Source organism: Oceanobacillus halophilus (assembly GCF_003628505.1).
Classification (GTDB): Bacteria; Bacillota; Bacilli; order Bacillales; family Amphibacillaceae; genus Oceanobacillus; species Oceanobacillus halophilus.
This window is the reverse complement of the sequence record NZ_RBZP01000031.1, coordinates 1-21,275: the sequence shown is the minus strand read 5'-3', so window position 1 is coordinate 21,275 and position 21,275 is coordinate 1. Positions and strand designations below refer to the sequence as shown.

Below are 21,275 nucleotides of genomic sequence, written 5' to 3'. Positions count from 1 at the left end.
TTATCTCTAAAAGGGATATATGGGAAGAGCCACATGCGAAGGTCCGCACGTGTGAGCTCTGTGAGAGGCGTGGTCAGTAATGGCGACGCCTACTCGGTTTTTATTTTGGGCTCTTTTCGTAGGTTTGGTTGCTTTTTTACTAGTCAGACAAATAAACGCCATAATCAACTGTAATTAAGTGATATACATCACAAAATATTATGTCCGCTCATCTATACTTAAATTAAAGATAAGAAGACATTTCAAGTTGAGTCTTATCTAAATATTTAATGGGGTGAGGTTTATGCTATTTAAACGTAGAGTTAGTTTTATTATTCGTCTACTTTTAATCGTGTTTGTCTTAGCTGCCTGTAATACCGAAACAATGGAAGAAGAACAATCCGTTAATGCTCAAGCAGATGAAAGTAAAACAGAGGTAATAGCTCCACACCAAGATTTAAATCAAGAACCAGTTGCACCAGAAATAAAACGAGATGGAAAAGATGTTTATATTAAGATGACAGCACAAATTACGGATATTGAAATTGAGGATGATTATTCTTACAAAGCATGGACGTTTAATGGAGAGGCGCCAGGACCGGTATTAGTGGTAAATGAGGGAGACACTATTCATTTCACCTTAGAAAATCAAGATCCTTCTATTCCGCATAGTGTGGATTTCCATGCTGTTCATACAGCTCCAGATACCGGTTTTGCCGATGTTGCTCCAAATGAAGTTGGAACTTTTGTTTATAAGGCAAGTAGTCCAGGAGTATTTATGTATCATTGTGGTACTGATCCAGTTTTATCGCATATTGCGAATGGAATGCATGGAGTAATCATTGTCCAGCCGGAAGATGGTTATCCAACTGATCATGAAATTAACGAGGAATATGTAATTATCCAAAATGAGTGGTATAAGTATAATGACATAAATGATATGACAAATGAAGAGCCTTCGCAAGTTGTATTCTCCACAAAAGCACTGCATGAAGGACAACCGAATACGGATGGGACTGTTGGAGCACTAATAAACGAGCCACTACATGCAAAAGCAGGAGATAAAGTGAGACTTTATGTGGCGAACATGGGGCCAAATGAACAATCAAGCTTCCACGTAATTGGTACTATTTTTGAGGATGTTTATATCGACGGACATCCAGCTAATCATAACCAAGGAATGCAAACCGTTGGATTACCTGCAAGTGGAGGAGCCATTGTCGAATTTACGTTGAAGAAATCGGGAGACTACAAATTTGTAACACATCAATTTAATCATGTACAAAAAGGTGCTGCAGGAAAAATTGTTGTAGAAGATTAATAGTATATTCTAAATAAATCCCCTTTCCAGTTGTAAAAGGGGATTTAAATTTGCCAAACATGTGAAAGCTGTAACGAATCATGTTCTTTTGCTTTAAAAAGATTTATAATGATGGGTGTTATATATTTAAGAATAATTGCGGAGGATCGAAAATGGAAGTTTTGGCAGAATTATTACATGAACCTTTACTGTTGCTTTTTGGGATTTTGTTCTTAGGTTCATGGCTCGGACAAATAAAGGTTAAAGGAATTAGTTTAGGTACAGCAGGTGTATTGCTTGTTGCGATGGTATTTGGGCATTTCAATTATCAGGTATCTCCAATTGTACAAAACTTTGGATTAGCGTTATTTATCGTAGCGGTTGGATTGCAGGCAGGACCCCGTTTCTTTCGAATGATGCGTACAAGTGGTTTGGTATTTGGTATCATTTCTATTGTCATTGTCTTTGTATCTGTCCTCACTACGATGGTGGTTTCTAAAGTATTTCACTTATCTGATGCATTAAGTGTAGGTTTGATGACTGGAGCATTGACGAGTACTCCAGGTCTAGCAGCTGCATTACAGGCGACGGATAATCCACTTGCCTCCGTTGGTTACGGTATTGCCTATCCCTTTGGTGTGTTGGCAGTTGTATTGTTTGTTCAAGTATTGCCAAGGGTTACTAAATCAGATTTGTTAGACGACTTAAACCAAGCAAATAACCCAGTGAAAAATGAAAATTCCCCAGAAGTTATTACGATTGAAGTTACAAATGCAGATTTGAACAAAAGAACGTTGAGAGAATTGAGATTTCCTAAGACCAATTCTGTAGTAATCAGTCGTGTTATCCGAAATGATCGTAATATTATTGCATTGGGTGACACAGTTATTTTAAAAGGAGATAAACTTGTTACAGTTGGTACGAGGTCTGATATCGAGAAATTTTGCAGCTATGTGGGGAGAGAAGTGGAAACAGATCTTGAAAACACCGATCATATCAAACTTCGAAAAGTAGTTGTTGATTCTGATAATGTAATTGGTAAAAATTTAAAGGAATTACGACTACGGAGAAACTACGGTGTAACTGTTACTCGGATAGAACGCAGTGGTATCGAATTAAATCAAAATCCACGAATGCGGTTCCTTCGAGGTGATGTGCTTACCATCGTGAGTAGTGAACATCGATTAGATCAAGTAGAGAAAATATTTACTAGGAAGAAGTTAGAGATAACTAATATTCATATATTCTCTCTTAGCATTATTTTACTTATAGGAATTTTGGTAGGGATGATTCCATTCTATTTACCTGGTCTTGGAACCATCAAATTAGGAGTCGCGGGAGGTCCATTATTTGTTGCTTTAATCATTGGGCATTTTGGAAAAGTGGGACCAATACACGCACGTTATTATGGGCCATCTAATCAAGTAATAAGTGATATTGGGCTTGTCTTATTTTTAGCTGGTGCAGGAACGACAGCGGGGCAAGGTTTAGTAGATGTTGTCCAAGCGGAAGGAATTAGGCTCGTTATTGGCGGCACGTTTATTACGATTGTACCTATTGTAGTTGGTTATTTCTTTGCAAGGTATATCTTTAAATTAAGCATCATTCATTCTTTAGGAGCATTATGTGGTGGGATGACAAGTACACCGGGATTAGGGGCAGTTAATCAGTTGATTGACTCAGAAGACCCAGCAGTTGCTTATGCAGCAGCATACCCATTCGCACTAATATTAGTTGCCATATCCTCACAACTAATCGTATTTTTCTTATAGCGGTGCCTGGCACCTCCCGAGATATGTCAAATATTGTCGGTGCTCCAGGATAATTTTGTTCATTATTTTAAGGACTGTACGATTTTAAAAACATAAGTATCTGTCAATTCTGTTATAATGGAAATTAAATAGATTATTATCGGAAGTAAAGGATGGATGATTTGCTTGGCAGATACACATATATTTTCTAAAGGAGAAGAAATAGCAAATGCAATTACTCATGGAATTGGAGCGGTTCTGAGTATTGCTGGCTTAGTGGTATTGATAGTGTATTCTTCACTATACGGTACTGCTTGGCATATCGTGAGCTTTACAATATTTGGTACAACAATGGTTCTTCTGTATACATCCTCGACGTTGGTTCACGCCCTCCGCCCTGGGAAGGCTAAGGATTTGTTTGAGATATTTGATCATTCGTCCATCTACTTATTTATTGCAGGTTCCTATACACCTTTTACCTTCCATGTTATCCAAGGTTCATTAGGATGGACGATGTTTGGGGTTGTGTGGGGACTTGCCATTGGTGGAATAGTTTTTAAGTCTTTTTTTGTGAAAAGATATTTGTTTACCTCGACTATATTATACGTTCTAATGGGGTGGATTATCGTTCTCGGCTGGGATGAAATTGTTAACAACCTTCATGATAATGGGGTTATTTTGTTGGTAGCAGGTGGCCTTTGTTACACAATTGGCGCAATTTTTTACGTATGGCGCGGCTTTAAATACCACCATATGGTATGGCATATATTTGTTTTAGCCGGAACCATTTTACACTTTTTTTGTGTTTTAATATATTTACTGCCTTAAGGTGCCTGTCACTTCCCGGAATTTGTCGAATGGCGGATGAGAGTAATTACTTCAGTTCAATTAGCTCAATTGGACTGTTTTTTTGTTTCTAATAAGATAAATTTATTATCCTCTGTATATCGAAGAATCTGTCATCTACTATTTCTATGAGCATACAAAGCAAGTGGGAATATGTGATAAAATGATTGTATTTAAATCCTTTTGGGCATTTAAATTTTATGATGGGGAGATAAATATAATTATTCAAACATCGGGGGACTAATATAATGGGGATTAACGATATCATCGTGTACATAGTTATTGGCTTCTTTTGCTTAGGAGCCTTTGATAAAATGATGGGGAATAAATGGGGAATGGGTCCACGTTTTACAGAAGGCTTTATGGCAATGGGTTCGCTTACGCTTGCAATGGTTGGGATTATATCCATATCCCCAGTGTTGGCAAAAATTTTAATACCTATTGTAACTCCTGTTTATGGCGTGATTGGTGCTGATCCCGCTACATTTGCAAATACGCTGTTAGCTATAGATATGGGTGGGTATTCTTTAGCAACAGAGATGTCTCACAGTGAGGAGGCTGAATTATTTGCATGGGTTTTTTTAGGGACGATGATAGGTCCAACACTATCATTTACCATTCCAGTGGGGCTAGGAATTATAAAAAAAGAGGATCAAAAGTATTTTGCAAAAGGAATTTTACTAGGGTTAACAACTGTTCCTATTGGTTGTTTAATAGGAGGATTAGTCGCTAGACTTGATATAATACTTATCATTAAAAATCTTATACCTATTATACTATTATCATTTTTTATTTCCGTCGGATTGTTTAAGTATACAGATAGGATGATTGCTATTTTTTCTATTTTTGCAAAAGGGATACAAATGATGGCTATGGTAGGACTAGTTGCAATATGTGTTGAAACCGTCACAGGCATTGTGCTTATTCCTAACATGACTCCCATTGATGAGGGAATAAAGATTGTTGCACTCATAGCTATTTTTCTTGCAGGTGCATTTCCACTGGTATCATTTATATCTATCATTCTAAAAAAGCCACTACAGAAAATAGGAGATTTGTTAGAGGTAAATGAGATTTCAACAGCTGGAATGGTAGCAAGTCTGGCGCATCACATACCTATGCTCTCTTTACTTAAAGATATGGATCCTAGAGGAAAGGTAATTAATGTCGCCTTCGCGGTAAGTGGAGCTTTTGTTTTAGGAGGGCATTTAGGATTTGTTGCGGGGATTAATCAAGAATTGGTATTTGCAATGATTGTTGGAAAATTAGTAGGGGGAATAAGTGCGGTACTCATAGCTGTTTTTGTAACTAATAAAAGATATAGGTTTATATAATGTTTATAAATTCGATGTAACCTGTCTAGGTAATGAGCGCTATTTTACTCTCGAAAATACATTACGTTTTCCGCGGGAGGCCTGAGCCATGCCCACGGAAAGCGAAGTATTTTGCCACAGCGAATGTAATCTCATATCGTCATTTGAATTAGCAGGAAGTATATGATGGTTGGAATCACCTTGACGTCTATTTAATCTTTAATACCAACTACACGGATTCTCTTATAGTCTGCTATCCAATCGCCACTATGATATAAAGATTCTTTTAATCTATTCTCAGCCTTCCATAGAATGGAGTGTTTCCTATCCTCATCTATTCCGTGAAGGAGAGAATTGCCGAACATCTCGAGCCAATTTCTTAAACCGTCTTCTCCATCTAGTAAGGTTGGTCTGTCAAAATGATACGCAAATGTAACACTGAAACCTATCTCTTCCATTAATTTTGTATACTCACCTATACTTGGAAAGTACCAAGGAAAGTTTTCTGGTTTGTAATTTATTCCGTTTTCCTTAATCTGAAAGTTAATTTCGTTGGTAATAATCTGTACATTTCCCTTCCCTCCAAACTCTGCAACAAATCTTCCGCCTTTTTTTAAGACTTGATATATTTGTTGAAGCGCTTGTTCTGGTGGTTTTACCCAATGAAGAGTTGCGTTGGTAAATACTGCATCAAACTCTCTTTCAAACTTCAATGAAGTCGCATCCTGCACGTGAAATGGAATATCGGGATACTTTTCTTTCGCTTTTTGAATCATCTTTTCAGATTTATCAACACCGATAACTTCCGTGTCATAGCTTGTTAATTCTTTGGTTAAATCTCCAGTCCCACAGCCTAAATCTAGAATTCTCTCCTCCTCTTTTGGATTCAGTAATTCAATTAAATCCCTACCAAATTTAGATACAAACGAATGTTTCTCATCATATAATTTAGGGTTCCAGTTGTCCTTTGTTTTTTCAATCATTGGTTCTTCTCCTCTATATTGTTTTTATTTACATTAACATACTTAACTAGAAAATAAACCCAATTTTTAACGTGAATTTAAATTCTCAGTAGTATTTCAGCATTAAAAAATACTTTTCGTAACGATGTCGGAGATCCAAACACCGAAAAGACTTAAAAAAAAGCAATGTCCCTTGTAAAAGGGAACACTGCTTATTTATCTTCCGGTTTTTGCTCATGTTTTATAGCTAATCTGGTAGTAAAGTAAACAATAACTCCTATTGCTATTAACTCAATAATCCACCAAGATATTCCATACCCCATAAAACCGCCGAATCCATTTCCGCCCATCATAAGTATTCGCCTCTCAAAACTATTCATTATTCCTCGGTTCTGATTACCTTTCATAAAGCCATTTCTGTACATATAATGATTTCTATGCATAAAACTATTTTCTTTATGGCATTCTTCAAACATAGCATATTGCTTTTTTAAGGAAAAATTCGGATGCATTTCCTTCATATAAGGCTGTATGTACTCGAAATCAAAAACGTTATTACTTTGTCCGGCAGTAACAAATGTTGCTCCACCAAGAACAATCGAAGCAGCTATTACTCCAATGAGCATTTTTTTCATTCGTAGCATCTCCTTTCTTTTTCATCTTTATTTTATCGAAAAGAAATGTAGATACTATGTGGAACTTGTGTGGAATTTGTGAAGATTATTTCATCCTAAATTTATGATGATACTATTAGGATAGAGGTGAAACGGGATGACTAAAATTTTAATTGTAGATGATGAACCAATGATACTAGAAGTATTGGAAGCTTATTTTGATAAGGAGGGCTGGGATATTTATTTCGCATCAAATGGGATAGAGGCTTTAAAAAAATCGAGAGAAGTAAATCCTGATATCATGCTACTAGATTTGATGCTCCCAGATATATCTGGAGAAGAGGTATGTCGCTTAATAAGAAAAGATAGTGATATCCCAATCATTATGTTAACAGCGAAATCAACAGAGGACGATGTTATTAATGGTATAGTCATTGGTGCAGATGATTATGTGAAAAAGCCATTTAGCCCTAGAGAAGTAGTTATTCGAGCAAAAGCGCTATTAAGGAGAATAAAGAAGAATGTAGATGAAAATCCAATGACATTTAATAATAAAGAATTAGTGATTAATCCAATAAAAAAAGAAATTTTAATGGGTGGCAAGTCATTATCATTAACACCAAATGAATACAAGTTGTTATATATAATGGCCTGCCATCCAGGGCGTGTATATAGTAGAACCGATTTACTGGAAAAAATACAAGAAGATGGGGCATATTTTGAAGGTTACGAGCGAAGCATTGATACCCACATAAAAAATATACGAAAAAAGCTTGAAGTAGATTCCCGAAATCCAAATTATATCTTAACGGTATTTGGTATGGGTTATAAGTTTGGAGGAAAGCAGGATGAAACTGACTCTACGGTATAAAATATTATTTTTCTTTTTGGTTATTTCCTTTAGCGGTATTTTCATCACGGCTTTTTCTATATTTTTTGGTGTGGAAGAGCAGTTTGACAATTATATACAATCTAACCGGGAACAGAACATAGAACTAATTCAAGAGGAAGTTATTGAACAATATACGACCAATGGTGAATTAATTAGTGATCGCTTAACAAACTTGTTGCATCAACAAGGAATGACGGAAGGGGTTTTTTATACTATTTATGATCAACGAGAGCAGGTTGTAGCAGATACAAACCGAAGTTCAGGTATGATGAGAGGTAGAGGGATGGGGATGCATTCTTCCAATGAGTATACATTAAAGTCCTATGACCTTGCTATCGATGATGTATCCATAGGTACAATAGATGTACATTATCCCCTTGAATTTATTGGTGAGGAATTCGCCTTCTTAAACTCTATTAAAAGAAATATTGTCATTGCCATTATGGTAACAGTTATTTTGTCTATTATATTCAGTTTGATTTTTTCTAAAAGATTAACGAATGGTTTCGCAAAAATGTCTAAGGCGATAATAGGATTGAAAAATCATCAAAAGCAAGTACAAATACCAGTTGAAGAATTGTCCGGAGAAATGAAGAAACTTGGTGAATCCTTTAATGAGCTTGCTGATTCTATAAGTAAAGAAGAAAGGTTAAGAAAACAGTTTACAGCTGATTTCGCCCATGAATTAAGAACACCACTTACAACGCTTAGGAGTCATTTAGAAGCCTATCAGGATAAAATTTGGGAACCTACACAAGAACGACTGCAGCAAAGCCATAATGAACTAATGAGATTGGTAAGGCTTGTAAATGAATTAGAAAAGTTAATTGCAGCAGAAAACCCGCAAATAAAATTAGCGAAAACCTCTATTCATGCAAATGAACTGGTGACTTTTATGAAAAATCAATTCACTCGAAGATTTCAGGAAAGAGGAGTAGGATTAACTATAGCTCCGTCCACAAAGGAAATTTGGTTTAATGGAGATCGTGATAGAGTTATACAAATATTAACTAATATTATTAATAATGCACTTCAATACACTCCAACAGGAAAAGAGGTTTTGTTAGCTGTTGACGAGGACAGTCACCACGTAACATTTATGGTCAAAGATGAAGGAAAGGGCATTGCTGAGAAAGACATCCCTTACCTTTATGAGAGGTTTTACCGAGGGGATAAATCCAGAGATAGGAAAACTGGAGGAATAGGTATTGGATTATCCATTGCTAAAGCACTTATTGATGCGCACCAGGGAAAAATTACAATTGAGAGTAAGGAACGAATCGGAACCACTGTTATGGTCTATTTTCCTAAATCATAAAGAAAGTGGTTGAACAGTAGGCATTGCAGGAATGGAAACATTGAAGTAAAATATAGATATCTAATTATTAAAAATAATTTAACAATATTACGGTTGGACTATGATTATAATGTGCAGGAGGACTTTTATGAAAAATGCAAAGCTTAATTGGGTTCGCTTACCGATTGATAATCTAGAAAACTGCAGGGAATTAGGTGGATATGAGACAAAATACGGGCAGCAAACAAAATGGCATTCCTTTTTGAGGTCCAGTGATCTGAGTGGAATAGAAGAGAAGGATATTCGATTTTTAAAGGAATATGGAGTAAATACGGTTATTGACCTGCGAAGAAAGAATGAAATAGTGAAGGCTAAAAATCCATTATCTGACACTGATTTTGTTGATTACCATAACATTCCCTTTATAACAGATACCATCTCAGATATTACGAAATATTATGGTAAAGACCAAGAATTAACAGTTAGTGAATTTTATATTCAGTTATTAAACCAAAAAGACTCCGTTAAACAAATATTCGAGACGATTCATTTTGCAAAAGAAGGATGTATTCTGTTTCACTGCCGAGTTGGGAAAGACCGAACCGGGGTATTAGCTTTACTGCTTTTAGGGTTAGCGGGGGTTAGAAAAAAAGATATTATAGCAAATTATGAAGTCTCCTATTCGAAACTAGAATCATTACATGACTTCAAACAAGAAGATACATCATTGCCGCTTTCCTTCTTATACTCTAATCGAGAGTATATGATGACGGCATACGAATTTATTAAAAATAATTATGGCACTTTTGAGGATTACCTGCTATCTACTAATTTAAATCCCGAAATTATTGAGGGAGTAAAAGCGAGGGTTATTCATGATTATTCTCCTCACAAGTTAGAACTCAATTAAATTATTTATAGAAAAACTACTATTTCTACGACAGGGAATAGTAGTTTTTCCATTTGACAAGGGCTATTTTCTAAGAGATTTGTTTCTTTCTTTTTACACTTAAGCTTTGTTCCATATTTTATATAGATTGTTAATATTTTTTAATTCAGAATAGTGTAGCTCTCGCTCACACTTAAGTTTGATAAGTGCAATCATTCGCTCCGGCAGAATACTTGCGGTTCGCGGGCACGGCCTCAGCCTCCTCGCGGAAAGACCGTAACTGCGCCTGCGTCTACTAGTAACGCTTCGAAGCATTACTGGAAGACGCAGGTGCACACGCTTTTCAGCACGAAAGAGGCTCACCAGCCCCCGCGGAAAGCGTAGTGTATTTCAGAAGCGAAAGTTAAGCACATTATTCTGAATTCAGATTATCAACAGTTTCTAACACCTGTACCAATTAAAGAATAACCAAACTTATAAAAAGAACATGATTAAATAATTGTTTAATAAATGAATAATAAGGGAATAGATGTCATTAATTGACAAAATAAGACAAATTACCTGTTGTGGCTTCTGTTTGATTATGTAACAATGGTATAGCTAAATTGACAGAGAGGTGAGCAAATGTTCGGATGGATTGAAAATATTGATTGGACTGGATTATTAGTTGATATAGGTATTATTGCAATTAAATTAGTAGCCATATTAATTATTTATTTAATCGCAAAATCAATTGGCAAACGTGCTATAGAAAAAGCGTTTAGTCGAAATAATAAGGGAATGACTCAAGCAAGGTCGAAAACACTTCAATTAATTAGTGTGAACATCTTTACCTATTTTTTAATGTTTATTGTAATCGGAATTGTTTTTGATTTATTTGGATTAGATATTAAAACATTGATTGCTGGTGCAGGTATTATTGGTCTTGCAATTGGCTTTGGAGCACAAGGATTAGTTAGTGATGTTGTTACAGGTTTTTTCTTGTTACTAGAGCAGCAAATTGATGTGGAAGATTATGTAACTGTTGCTGGAAAAGATGGGATTATTGAAGAGATTGGGTTGCGAACTACAAAACTAAGAGGTTTTGACGGAACACTTCATTATATTCCAAACCGAGAAATTTCCAGTGTGAGTAATCATTCTAGAGGGAATATGCAAGCACTTGTTGATATCGGAATTTCTTATGATGATAATATTGATACGGCCATGCGAGTTCTGCAAGTGGCTTGTGACAGATTAGCAAGTGAAGATGAAGATATTATGGAAGGCCCAGATGTTGTTGGTGTACAAGCGTTTGGTTCATCAGATGTTGTCATTCGTGTTGTGTGTAAGACAAAAAATATGCAGCAATTTGCAGTAGAAAGAAGAATACGAAAGGCGCTAAAAGAAGCACTTGATCAGCACGGTATTGAAATTCCTTACCCGCATCAGGTGAATATTACAAAAAGCAATTAATTCGGACGTCTCAGGTAATTTTCCTGAGGCGTTTTTGCATTTTTTAAAGTAATTCGTTCAAACTATATTTAGCAACTTTCCATCTCCAATTCTTTTTGGCGATTGGTTTTGTTGTACTTAAATACACAATCTCATTCTACTAGAAGGGGGCATGGAATTAGATCAGTATAGAAATAAGCAAAGTAACGTACTAAAATAATAAAACGATAAATTAGATAAGGAGATTTTACATGTCAGAAGAAAATAAAAATAAGAATAAAGATAAAGGAAGACAGCGTAATGTTATTAAATATAACACAGAACCTGAAACAGGGCGTCAACGTGATGATGTAGAATTTGCTCAAGAAAGTGAATTTCTAAATATAAATGGGCGGAGAAATAAGAGAAATCGCCCACAATAAATGAGTATGAAGCATGGAAAGGTTATCATCTTATCCATGCTTCAGTTATGAATAAAATTGGTTGTTTTCTAAAAGATTATGGCTTTATTCCATATAAAATACACATTTTGTATCAACCATTACTATTTGAGCAAACGATAACATTTTTTTCATTTGGTTACGCTACGCCCCATATCAACTATGCATATATCCTCCTAAACTTAGCGAAGACCTTAGTAAAAAGGGCTACTAATTAATTTGGGTTAATTATTGTAATAAATTGAATTATTTAACATATAAGGGTAGAATTCAATAAGTATGCTATATTAATAGGAAATTTGGTTTCATAATAGGAGAAGAACAGGCATGGTGGGAGAGGTTATATTTTGAGGGATTGGTTTTACGAGCATTTGTATATTTTCTATACCTTTATTATTATATTATCAATCATTAATTATTTCTGGGTACAGGATTGGTTGAATTATATTATTGGTGTTCTTGCAATACCAATGTTAATTGTTTCCTTCTACACTGCAACGAAATTATTCAAGATTCTAGGGACTGCCTTTATTTTAGTAGGATTTTCGATGTATATTTATGTTGGCCTTCCACTATATAATATTCCATTATTTCTAACTTCTAATATGTCTTTGCTTGGATTTTTAATTGTATTACCATGGATTAATACAGTTGTCCATGTTGGACGTTATGATAAACAAATTAATAGACTGATGGTTGAAAATGTAGAGGATTTAGGTGCTCTTTATGTAAAAAGTACGATTACCACCTATATATTAATGATGTTTCTTAATCTGTCAGCCGTGATTCTTTCACAAGACGTCTTGCAAAAAAATATGAAACATATGAGTAAAACTGTCCGTGATGTATTTATTAGCAAAACAACTATTCGTGCCTTTGCACTTGCTTTAATATGGAGTCCGATGGAAGTAATAGTTGCAATTACGATAGAGGCCACAGGTGTGAATTATTTGCGATTATTACCATGGCTAATTCTAGTTTCTGTTCTTACACTTTCTATAGATATCATTGTGGGCAGACAGCGATTTAAATCAATTCCTTTTAACCATCAAAGTCGAAATTCTAACATATCATTAATTGGTATTTTAAGAAAAATTATCCAATTATTCATAGCTTTGGTGTTGTTTTTAACTACTATCCTAATTGTGAGTAATCTGTTTAATCTGAACTTTATTATTACTGTTACCCTCGTCATTATTCCTTTTTCTATAATTTGGGCATTTCTTATTAAAAAAATGCAATCTTTTAAACTATTAGGTTATAAACTATGGAAGCGTCAAACGAACAATATGCAGAACTTTATTGTTCTTTTCACAACTTTAGCATTTTTCTCCAATAGTTTAAATGCCACACCTTTCCTGGAAGTTGTTCAAAAGCCATTTATGTTATTTACAGAAAATCCATTAGTCGTGTTTTTGTTTATCATGTTAACGTACTTTTTCATGGCACTTCTTGGGATTCATCCAATTGGTGTTACCGGTGTATTGGTGGAAGTACTTGCACCAATATTCACCATCTTTAATCCGCTTAGCATAGCAATTGTGCTGATTGTCTCTGCACTAGCAACGTCTGGTTCCAGTTCTTATGGAGTTGCCGTAACGCTGACAGCTATGAATACCCATCAAAATCCTTATAAAATTACGTTGCGAAATCTAATTTTTACCTTTACCTTTGGGTTTATCGGGATCTTTGTTGCGATGCTGATTCTATAACGCGTAATGAAAATAAGATAAACTTGAAATGAGGAGCGGGAACTACTATACAGAAGTAAGTAAATATGGATATATATATTATAAATTGAAAACAATATAAAAGTCTCTTATCGTAGGCTTTGTTTTCTAACTATGTCGGGATAGATAGGAATTGTTGATTTATTTAATTAAGAATAAATATGAAAAGCATCAACAACAAGACATGTTGAATAAGGGTGAGATAGTGTGAATGTCAAAATGGAAATAATATATAAAACGTCGAAAGGGACGGAGAGTAGATTTACATCTGATGAAATGCGGGCACCAAAAGCGATATTAATTGCAGAGGACCTGGAAAAAATGAAGCGTTTAAAAGATGTTACATTTTACGATAGCCAGGATACTTCATGGACTTTAAAAGAACTAAAGAAATTTATGAAAGGTATCCAAACGGAACCTCATAACGTTACTGTGTATTTTGATGGTGGTTTTGATTTGAAAAGGAAAAAATCTGGTTTAGGATGTGCCATCTATTATGACCAAGACGGTAAAAGTTTTCGCCTGAGGAAGAATGCACTAATCGAAGAGCTGGAAACGAATAATGAAGCAGAATATGCGGCATTACATCTCGCTTTACAAGAATTAGAATTATTAGGTGTGCATCATCTAACTGTTGCATTTATAGGGGATTCCCAAGTGGTTATTAATCAATTAAATGGAGAGTGGCCATGTTATGAAGAGGAATTAAATCGGTGGGCAGATCGAATAGAAGAGAAGTTAAATCAACTAGGAATTCGTCCGGAATATGAGGCTGTGTCTAGGAAAAAGAACCGTGAAGCAGACCATTTAGCCTCTCAAGCCTTAGAAGAAATAGAAATTACAAGTACAATAGAAATAAAGTCATGAATAAAATGCAGTTAACTTTAGAGTTGCTGCATTTTTTTTATTGGGGAAAATCGATCCTGTTTTTGCAAATGCTTCAGATGAACTTTTTGTTTAGATGGATATTTTAGAAGTAGTTATTGCTTTTTGTATTTCTGATATATATCTTTAAGATATATATCACAGAACTTTTAAGCGGAATTCTTCAAATAGCATGTGACTCGAAAGTTGTATTATTTTGTAGATTATATTACCATTTAAATTGGTGGAATATAGAATTATACATAATTAATCTTATTCGAAGGTAAAGGAGAAGTACAATTGAAAATAGGGATTGATAAGATAGGGTTTTACACCCCTCATTTATATGTTGACATGAATAAGTTAGCGGTTGCAAGAAACGTGGAACCTGAAAAGTTTACGATTGGAATTGGCCAGGAGAAGATGGCTGTTCCTCCACTTACACAGGATTCTGTAACATTGGCGGCAAATGCTGCGTTGGAAATTATAGATGATGCGGACAAAGATGCGATTGATTTTGTTATTTTTGGTACAGAAACAGGTATCGATCATTCAAAATCAGCAGCTGTTTATGTTCATCATTTATTGGGATTAAATCCGAATGCAAGGGCTGTTGAGACGAAGCATGCTTGCTACGGTGCAACAGCAGCCATCCAAATGGCGAAGGGTCACATCGCATTAAATCCAGAAAGCAAAGTATTAGTTTTGGGGTCTGATATTGCTAGATATGGACTGAATACATCAGGTGAATCAACTCAGGGTGCAGGTGCAATTGCATTATTAATTAGTGCAGACCCAAGGATAATGACATTGGAAGATAAAAGTACATACCTTACTTCTGACATTATGGACTTTTGGCGACCTATATACTCAGATAAAGCATTTGTTGACGGTAAGTTCTCTAATGAACAATACATCTCCTTTTTCCAAACGGTCTGGGATAAATTTAAAAAGGATCAGGGCATGGAACTGAGTGATTTTGAAGCGATTTGTTATCACTTGCCATATACAAAGATGGGACTAAAAGCTCTACGTACAGTATTAGATGAAACAACAGACGAAATGAAAGAGCGATTAACTGCTAACTACAAGATTAGTACCCAATATAACCGAAATGTTGGTAATATTTACACGGGATCATTGTATTTAAGTTTGCTTTCCTTACTTGAACTGAATGTAGCTTTACAGGAAGGATCAAGAATTGGTTTATTTAGCTATGGATCTGGAGCAGTTGGGGAGTTCTTTACAGGAATTTTAGAACCAAATTATCGTAATCACTTACTGACGGAGAAGCATAATAAGTTATTTGCAGAGAGAAAAGAAGTAAGTGTATCAGAATATGAGGATATATTTGAACAAAACCTACCAACGGACGGCTCAACCAAAGAATTAGATATTCAAGAAGACCCAGCTGCAATTTGTTTAGCTGGAATTACCGATAACATGCGTCAATATGTAAATAAATTAAGATAAGAAATAAACAAAAAAACAAAAAACTCTAGGAACGTGGAATGTCACGTTCCTAGAGTTTATTTGCTGAGGATATTCATTGATTGTGGCTAACCTTATAAATGTCAGATGTTGATATAACAAAGCTATAGGCGGTTGAATAATCAACGGCCTATTTTTGTGTGTTTTCCTGAGTATTTATAATTTTATGTTATAATTAGATAATTGTATTAAAATACATAAAGGTGGGACTTATTTTGCTAGAAAGAATATATAAAAGAATTGATGAATTATACCCAGAAATGGTAGAAAGAAGAAGGTACTTGCATCAATATCCTGAAGTTTCTTTTCAGGAGGTAAAAACGGCCAAATATATTGCAGAATTTTATGAGGAATTAGGTATTCCATATAAAACGAATGTAGGAGGCAATGGTGTCATTGCAACTCTAAAAGGAAACAAGCCTGGGAGAACAGTTGCAATAAGAGCAGACTTTGATGCACTTCCAATCCAAGACGAAAAAGATGTAGAATATAAATCTAAGATAAACGGAGTCATGCATGCATGTGGTCATGATGGACATACCGCAACACTTTTAGCGCTAGCTAAGACAATGAAAGAATATCAGGAGGAACTACCTGGTACGATTGAATTTTTACATCAACATGCTGAAGAGTTGGGGCCAGGTGGTGCTAAACCGATTGTGGAATCCGGTGCTATCGATCATGTAGACGCTGTTTTTGGTACTCATTTATGGGCTACTACTCCTCTTGGGAAGTTAGAAATATCCAGAGATGTTTTCATGGCAGGTGCAGATAGATTTGAGATTACCATCTGTGGTAAAGGTGGGCACGGTGCCTATCCTCACGAGACAAGAGACTCTATTGTTATTGCATCTCAACTTGTAACAGAAATTCAGCAAATTGTAAGCAGGAGAATAGATCCGTTAGAAACCGCTGTTATTACAATTGGTTCCTTTCATGCCGGAGAAGCATTTAATGTTATTGCGGATTCTGCAAAAATAGTAGGCACGGTTAGACATATTAACACAGACATTCAAAAACAAATCATGGAGGAAATGGAAAAAATGATAAGAGGTGCTTGCGTATCGGGTGATGCAACATATAAATTTAATTATATTAAAGGTTATCCACCTGTTGTTAATCACGAAGAAGAAGCTATACTTGTGATGGAAGCGGGAAAAGACATAGAACAGATTCATACTGTGGAAGAAGTTAAGCCTTCTATGGGGGGAGAAGACTTCGCCTATTACACAATCGCAAAACCTGGGGCATTTTTCTTTACTGGGGCACAAAAAGAAGGCAATACTTATCCACACCATCATCCGAAATTTGATTTCGATGAACGAGCAATGCCTATAGCTGCGAAAACATTAATTGGAGCTTATTTTGCTTTTCAACAAAAATAATTTTGACTTTCTTATTTTCAGGCTGCCATATACTCATGGGCAGCCTATTATTTTGATATTTTTTTTACTTTCTCAGCTACAGCGTTGGTTAGTTCCGATGCAGTCTTAGGGATAACAGACTTTAGAGCAGGATTAATAGCAGGAGCCAAAAAGCCACCAGCCGTGATATCAAGTTGACCAGTTATTTTTGTTGTAGTATCGTTAACAGGTTTTGCCTCGAAAAATCCACTACCACTAAAGTTTTCATTTAATCCTTCTAATAGGAATGTTACCTTTGTTGGCTCTTCCCATTTGGTAATGTTGTTTTTCATATGGAGTGTTTTTTTCATAAAGCCAATGTCACTGACAAATTTCCAGGTGGAGTGACTGTCATTCATAATTTTGTGCTCTATGTACCCAGGGACCAGTGGTGCCCAATTATTAATATCACTTACAAAGTCCCAAACAGTCTGAATAGGAACGTTTAATACAACGGTATGTTTTCCATTTGCCATTCTTAAGCCTCCCTTTATACATCCAATCTATTATGAACATATTAGTATTATTGTATGAATATAACAGAAAAAATTTTAAAAATATGGTTCTATATTAAATAATCTTACAAACATAGTTACAGCAATGGTTTTGGTAAATTAACTTTTGATAATTTTCAGAGTCCATATCTCGTAAATTGTCGGAATTCCCTTGAAATTTCATCTATATCAGGTATAATAAAAAACCGAATTTATAAAACAGTATTTTCCGATATTTCACTTAATATTTTATTTTGAAATTCGTCGGTAGATATGTGTGAAAATAGGGGGAGAAAGACATGGCGCAACCAGAATTGAAAAATGAGGAACCTATTAAACGAAAAAAATCCAGATGGGAGATGCCGGATACATACGTTATATTGTTTCTTGTATTATTTGTTGGTTTTATAGCTACTTTTATTATTCCATCAGGTGCATTTGATAGGGAGACAGTTGATGGTGTGGAAATGGTCATTCCAAATACTTTCCAACAAACAGAGGGAGAAACATTAGGACTTCTTGATCTTTTTAATGCGATTCAGACGGGAATGATTCAATCAGCTGATATTATCTTTATGATATTATTTACAGGCGGTATGTTTGAGATAATTGAACGGTCTGGTGCTTTAAGAGGGGTAATCAACCGTGCAGTCCGATTGACACGTGGGAATGAGTTTTGGCTAATTGCAATTGTTTCCACCATCTTTGCGTTAGCTGGTGCTGTTGGAGCTGTTGCGAATGCAGTCATTGCTTTTGTTGTAGTTGGGGTGATTATTGCTAGGACTCTTAAACTTGACCCAATTGTGGCAGTTGCAATTACTTTTGGTGCTAATTTTGCTGGATTTAGCGTTGGATTTATTAATCCCTACACCTTAGGCATAGCGCAAGATATTGCCGACTTACCAATTTTTTCAGGGGCAGCTTTACGTATAGTAGTATTTATTCTTATTTTAGGACTGACAATCTGGTATACATGGCGATATGCCAAAAAGATTATGGAAAATCCAACCGAAAGTCTTATGGGAGTATATGAAGATGATGATGATAATACTGGAGGACTAGATGATCCATTTACAACAAGACATAAGCTTTTATTAACATTTGTCGTTTTATGTTTAGGGTTTTTTGTTTATGCTTCTACACAATTAGGATGGACTATTAATCATATGTCTGCATTTTTTGTATTTATTGCTTTAGGTTCAGGCATTATTGCAGGTATGCATTATAACTCTATCGCTGGAACATTTTTAGAAGGAACTAGAAAACTAGTGTATGGTGCGATGATAGTAGGCCTTGCGAGGTCAGTAATTGTCATCCTGGAAGATGGTGCTATTATAGATACTATCGTCTATGCTCTTTCTGTTCCATTAGAAAACTTAGCACCAGTATTGTCTGCAATTGGAATGTTTGTTTCTAATTCCTTATTAAACTTTTTAGTTAACTCCGGAAGTGGTCAGGCTATGATTGCGATGCCACTCTTAACTCCGCTAGCTGATATGATTGGAGTAACTAGGCAAGTGGCAGTTCAGTCATATCAATTTGGTGATGGACTAACCAACTTAATTTTTCCTACATCTGGTATCTTGATGGCAAGTCTTGCGGTAGCTAAAGTTCCGTATGCAAAATGGTTAAGATGGGTATTCCCGTTGTTCCTTATTTGGCTTGTTATAGCAATTGTTACATTAATAGTTGCTGTAGTTATCAATTGGGGACCGATGTAATATAATAGATTTTATTCAAAGCAGCCACTACTTGATAGGTGGCTGCTTTTTCTAGGTTAAATAATTTTGTGAAATTTGAATAATTTGATAAAATGCAAAGCAGTGCAGTTCGTGTTATGGGGAGTAAAGGTGGTTTTATACCGAAATGGTACGTTGGAAAAGGAGAGATGTTACCAAATGATGATAAATGGTAGGCGTGTAAAAGGGGCTGTTGATCAAGAAACACGCTGTAAACATTACGATTCTCTACAAGATCGTATCGCAATAAAATTTCCCTGTTGTCAGGAGTATTTTCCGTGTTATCAATGTCATAAAGAACACGGCTGTGGCGGTCGGGAAATTTGGCTGAGGACAGAATTTCACCAAAAGGCTATTCTATGTGGGTCATGTAAAAAGGAAATGTCGATCCAATCTTATATATGCAGCCAATCAGAATGCCCCAAGTGTCAAGTTTCGTTTAATCCAGGTTGTAAATGGCACCATCATTTATATTTTGATATCTAAGTAAGAAGTGTAGTTCAGTATTATACTGTTTGAATAGGAACAGGCTGGGACATAACTAAAGTGTTTAATTCAGAAAACGAACAATGTGCTACATAGCGGAGGAAATATACGTAGACTCCTTGAAAAAGAAAATCGCTTTTTCTCACGAAGATGTTTCGCTGCCGTAGCGTTCCTTGTCCTGCGGAAGAAGAGGATCGGTGAGACTGCGTAGTGAGGGAACTACTTGAATACTCTTCCCTGCTCCCTTGCGCCGTGGAAGCCCGCTTCAAAGCATCACTGGAAGACGCAGGCGCACACGCTTTTCAGCACGACGGAGGCTCACCAGCTCCCCTAAGGTGTGCGAAGTATATTTCCGGAGCGGTATTTATGCACCAATCCACCAATCATGTTCGGGTTTTCCTTTGAGAAAATACTTTTGTCCCAGCCTCTTTAAAGGTTTTCTAATTCCTATGAAGAAATATGTATCTATCGAGGATTACGGCACATTCCTGGTATTAGAAATATGTCGATAAACAACCAAACCCATAAAATTCCCAATGGGATATATCCAATAAGAATCCAAGAAGTTGCCCAACCGAACAATCCAAGCAATAACTGCATAATCCCCGTACCTATTCGGTGTAAAAACGATGAATTCCTGCTTGTCCAAATATTAACCATAGGATATAAGCCAATGCAATATTTTTTTGGGGCATACCAGTAGATACCTCCTTTATTTAGAAAAGTATTTTACTATTAATAGTATACTATACAAATAATGAACTTATTAAGAATTATTTTATCTGTTTGAAATGAAGACATATAAAGAACGATTTTTGATTATAGGATTTGTTTGAAAATATATGTTTCATAAAAAGGGAATAATATGGAATGGATGGAAAGAATAACAAGTGATAAATATATTTACTTTTTACCATGACGATGCTATTATATTTTCTGTCATCAACATCACAGTAGTTGTTTAAGTACTGAAGAAAGTTATTGACTTTATTTTTTTGCTTATATATAATAAGCTTCGTGTCACAAAAACAAACTTTGAAAATATGAAATTAGTTATTGACGGCTATCTTTGTGATATGGTATATTATTTAAGTCGCTTTCGAGCGATTAACTAAATTTGCTCTTTGAAAACTGAACAAAATAACCAGTATGTTAAGACATAAAGGAAACTCGTTTTTCTTTATAAAATACAGAAGGTAACACTTCTGGAAGCTAAGAATTCTCTTTGTGATTGATTGGTGTTAATCACAAAACAAACTTTTTTGGAGAGTTTGATCTTGGCTCAGGACGAACGCTGGCGGCGTGCCTAATACATGCAAGTCGAGCGCGGGAAGCTAACTGATCTCCTTCG

19 protein-coding genes and 1 rRNA gene are annotated in these 21,275 nt (G+C 35.5%); 16 read left to right on the top strand and 4 right to left on the bottom strand.

The genetic code is table 11. The features are described 5' to 3' along the window. Window positions 1–283: 283 nt before the first annotated feature. From D8M06_RS18895 to eutH, 4 genes are all read left to right on the top strand, one after another. A complete protein-coding gene (locus D8M06_RS18895; RefSeq protein ID WP_121206140.1) occupies window positions 284–1,300 on the top strand; it encodes a multicopper oxidase domain-containing protein in 1,017 nt (338 codons plus the stop codon). A gap of 152 nt (window positions 1,301–1,452) precedes the next feature. Continuing rightward, on the top strand, window positions 1,453–3,051 hold the full coding sequence (locus D8M06_RS18890) for an aspartate:alanine exchanger family transporter (protein ID WP_121206139.1): 1,599 nt from the start codon (window positions 1,453–1,455) through the stop codon (window positions 3,049–3,051). Between the two features lie 165 nt (window positions 3,052–3,216). Beyond that, complete coding sequence (gene trhA, locus D8M06_RS18885; RefSeq protein ID WP_121206138.1) at window positions 3,217–3,858, top strand: PAQR family membrane homeostasis protein TrhA; 642 nt, start codon at window positions 3,217–3,219, stop codon at window positions 3,856–3,858. A 266-nt stretch (window positions 3,859–4,124) separates the two neighbouring features. Continuing rightward, window positions 4,125–5,210 (top strand): ethanolamine utilization protein EutH, encoded by a 1,086-nt coding sequence (gene eutH / locus D8M06_RS18880; protein ID WP_121206137.1) that lies wholly within the window; start codon window positions 4,125–4,127, stop codon window positions 5,208–5,210. 191 nt (window positions 5,211–5,401) lie between these two features. Here eutH and D8M06_RS18875 read toward each other — a convergent pair whose 3' ends face one another. Both D8M06_RS18875 and D8M06_RS18870 read right to left on the bottom strand, forming a co-directional pair. After that, complete coding sequence (locus D8M06_RS18875) at window positions 5,402–6,172, bottom strand: class I SAM-dependent methyltransferase (protein ID WP_121206136.1); 771 nt, start codon at window positions 6,170–6,172, stop codon at window positions 5,402–5,404. 191 nt (window positions 6,173–6,363) lie between these two features. Beyond that, window positions 6,364–6,786: a hypothetical protein gene (locus D8M06_RS18870; RefSeq protein WP_121206135.1), complete on the bottom strand. Its 423-nt coding sequence runs from the start codon at window positions 6,784–6,786 to the stop codon at window positions 6,364–6,366. A gap of 136 nt (window positions 6,787–6,922) precedes the next feature. Between D8M06_RS18870 and D8M06_RS18865 the strand changes: the two genes are divergently transcribed. The 9 genes from D8M06_RS18865 to D8M06_RS18830 all read left to right on the top strand — a co-directional run bounded on the left by D8M06_RS18865 (window position 6,923) and on the right by D8M06_RS18830 (window position 17,187). Beyond that, window positions 6,923–7,636, top strand: a complete 714-nt coding sequence (locus tag D8M06_RS18865; protein WP_121206134.1) for a response regulator — start codon at window positions 6,923–6,925, stop codon at window positions 7,634–7,636. Continuing rightward, entirely contained in the window at window positions 7,614–8,975 is a 1,362-nt protein-coding gene (locus D8M06_RS18860) for a sensor histidine kinase (RefSeq protein WP_121206133.1), read from the top strand. The genes D8M06_RS18865 and D8M06_RS18860 overlap by 23 nt, the downstream gene beginning before the upstream one ends. Window positions 8,976–9,102: 127 nt before the next feature. Continuing rightward, window positions 9,103–9,864, top strand: coding sequence for a tyrosine-protein phosphatase (locus tag D8M06_RS18855; protein WP_158591832.1), 762 nt, complete (start codon window positions 9,103–9,105; stop codon window positions 9,862–9,864). Window positions 9,865–10,467: 603 nt separating this feature from the next. Further along, the gene (locus D8M06_RS18850; RefSeq protein WP_121206131.1) at window positions 10,468–11,298 is read left to right on the top strand and encodes a mechanosensitive ion channel family protein; all 831 of its coding nucleotides are present in this window, start codon (window positions 10,468–10,470) and stop codon (window positions 11,296–11,298) included. A gap of 230 nt (window positions 11,299–11,528) precedes the next feature. Further along, complete coding sequence (locus tag D8M06_RS20020) at window positions 11,529–11,699, top strand: hypothetical protein (protein ID WP_170150282.1); 171 nt, start codon at window positions 11,529–11,531, stop codon at window positions 11,697–11,699. Window positions 11,700–12,064: 365 nt separating this feature from the next. After that, the gene (locus tag D8M06_RS18845) at window positions 12,065–13,429 is read left to right on the top strand and encodes a hypothetical protein (protein WP_121206130.1); all 1,365 of its coding nucleotides are present in this window, start codon (window positions 12,065–12,067) and stop codon (window positions 13,427–13,429) included. A 225-nt stretch (window positions 13,430–13,654) separates the two neighbouring features. Beyond that, a complete protein-coding gene (locus D8M06_RS18840) occupies window positions 13,655–14,314 on the top strand; it encodes a ribonuclease H family protein (protein WP_121206129.1) in 660 nt (219 codons plus the stop codon). Window positions 14,315–14,611: 297 nt separating this feature from the next. After that, window positions 14,612–15,784 (top strand): hydroxymethylglutaryl-CoA synthase, encoded by a 1,173-nt coding sequence (locus tag D8M06_RS18835; protein ID WP_121206128.1) that lies wholly within the window; start codon window positions 14,612–14,614, stop codon window positions 15,782–15,784. 233 nt (window positions 15,785–16,017) lie between these two features. Next, window positions 16,018–17,187 (top strand): amidohydrolase, encoded by a 1,170-nt coding sequence (locus tag D8M06_RS18830; RefSeq protein WP_121206127.1) that lies wholly within the window; start codon window positions 16,018–16,020, stop codon window positions 17,185–17,187. A 47-nt stretch (window positions 17,188–17,234) separates the two neighbouring features. Here the strand turns inward: D8M06_RS18830 and D8M06_RS18825 are convergent, their stop codons facing one another. Beyond that, window positions 17,235–17,681 carry an SRPBCC family protein gene (locus tag D8M06_RS18825; RefSeq protein WP_121206126.1) on the bottom strand — a complete coding sequence of 149 codons (447 nt, stop codon included), beginning with the start codon at window positions 17,679–17,681 and terminating at the stop codon, window positions 17,235–17,237. Between the two features lie 317 nt (window positions 17,682–17,998). Between D8M06_RS18825 and D8M06_RS18820 the strand changes: the two genes are divergently transcribed. Then, the gene (locus D8M06_RS18820) at window positions 17,999–19,420 is read left to right on the top strand and encodes a YfcC family protein (protein ID WP_241559000.1); all 1,422 of its coding nucleotides are present in this window, start codon (window positions 17,999–18,001) and stop codon (window positions 19,418–19,420) included. A gap of 177 nt (window positions 19,421–19,597) precedes the next feature. Further along, window positions 19,598–19,924, top strand: a complete 327-nt coding sequence (locus D8M06_RS18815) for a CHY zinc finger protein (protein ID WP_121206125.1) — start codon at window positions 19,598–19,600, stop codon at window positions 19,922–19,924. 611 nt (window positions 19,925–20,535) lie between these two features. Here the strand turns inward: D8M06_RS18815 and D8M06_RS20220 are convergent. Continuing rightward, complete coding sequence (locus tag D8M06_RS20220; protein ID WP_241559001.1) at window positions 20,536–20,619, bottom strand: NINE protein; 84 nt, start codon at window positions 20,617–20,619, stop codon at window positions 20,536–20,538. Window positions 20,620–21,183: 564 nt separating this feature from the next. Between D8M06_RS20220 and D8M06_RS18805 the strand changes: the two genes are divergently transcribed. Next, a 16S ribosomal RNA gene (locus tag D8M06_RS18805) occupies window positions 21,184–21,275 on the top strand; the annotation flags it as partial.

What these genes read in the sequence shown, in the direction of transcription:
- D8M06_RS18895 (WP_121206140.1), top strand. Translation starts at nt 284, where the DNA reads ATGCTATTTAAACGTAGAGTTAGTTTTATTATTCGTCTACTTTTAATC.
- D8M06_RS18890 (WP_121206139.1), top strand. Translation starts at nt 1,453, where the DNA reads ATGGAAGTTTTGGCAGAATTATTACATGAACCTTTACTGTTGCTTTTT.
- eutH (WP_121206137.1), top strand. Translation starts at nt 4,125, where the DNA reads ATGGGGATTAACGATATCATCGTGTACATAGTTATTGGCTTCTTTTGC.
- D8M06_RS18875 (WP_121206136.1), bottom strand. Translation starts at nt 6,172, where the DNA reads ATGATTGAAAAAACAAAGGACAACTGGAACCCTAAATTATATGATGAG.
- D8M06_RS18870 (WP_121206135.1), bottom strand. Translation starts at nt 6,786, where the DNA reads ATGAAAAAAATGCTCATTGGAGTAATAGCTGCTTCGATTGTTCTTGGT.
- D8M06_RS18865 (WP_121206134.1), top strand. Translation starts at nt 6,923, where the DNA reads ATGACTAAAATTTTAATTGTAGATGATGAACCAATGATACTAGAAGTA.
- D8M06_RS18860 (WP_121206133.1), top strand. Translation starts at nt 7,614, where the DNA reads ATGAAACTGACTCTACGGTATAAAATATTATTTTTCTTTTTGGTTATT.
- D8M06_RS18855 (WP_158591832.1), top strand. Translation starts at nt 9,103, where the DNA reads ATGAAAAATGCAAAGCTTAATTGGGTTCGCTTACCGATTGATAATCTA.
- D8M06_RS18850 (WP_121206131.1), top strand. Translation starts at nt 10,468, where the DNA reads ATGTTCGGATGGATTGAAAATATTGATTGGACTGGATTATTAGTTGAT.
- D8M06_RS20020 (WP_170150282.1), top strand. Translation starts at nt 11,529, where the DNA reads ATGTCAGAAGAAAATAAAAATAAGAATAAAGATAAAGGAAGACAGCGT.
- D8M06_RS18825 (WP_121206126.1), bottom strand. Translation starts at nt 17,681, where the DNA reads ATGGCAAATGGAAAACATACCGTTGTATTAAACGTTCCTATTCAGACT.
- D8M06_RS18820 (WP_241559000.1), top strand. Translation starts at nt 17,999, where the DNA reads ATGGCGCAACCAGAATTGAAAAATGAGGAACCTATTAAACGAAAAAAA.
- D8M06_RS18815 (WP_121206125.1), top strand. Translation starts at nt 19,598, where the DNA reads ATGATGATAAATGGTAGGCGTGTAAAAGGGGCTGTTGATCAAGAAACA.
- D8M06_RS20220 (WP_241559001.1), bottom strand. Translation starts at nt 20,619, where the DNA reads ATGCCCCAAAAAAATATTGCATTGGCTTATATCCTATGGTTAATATTT.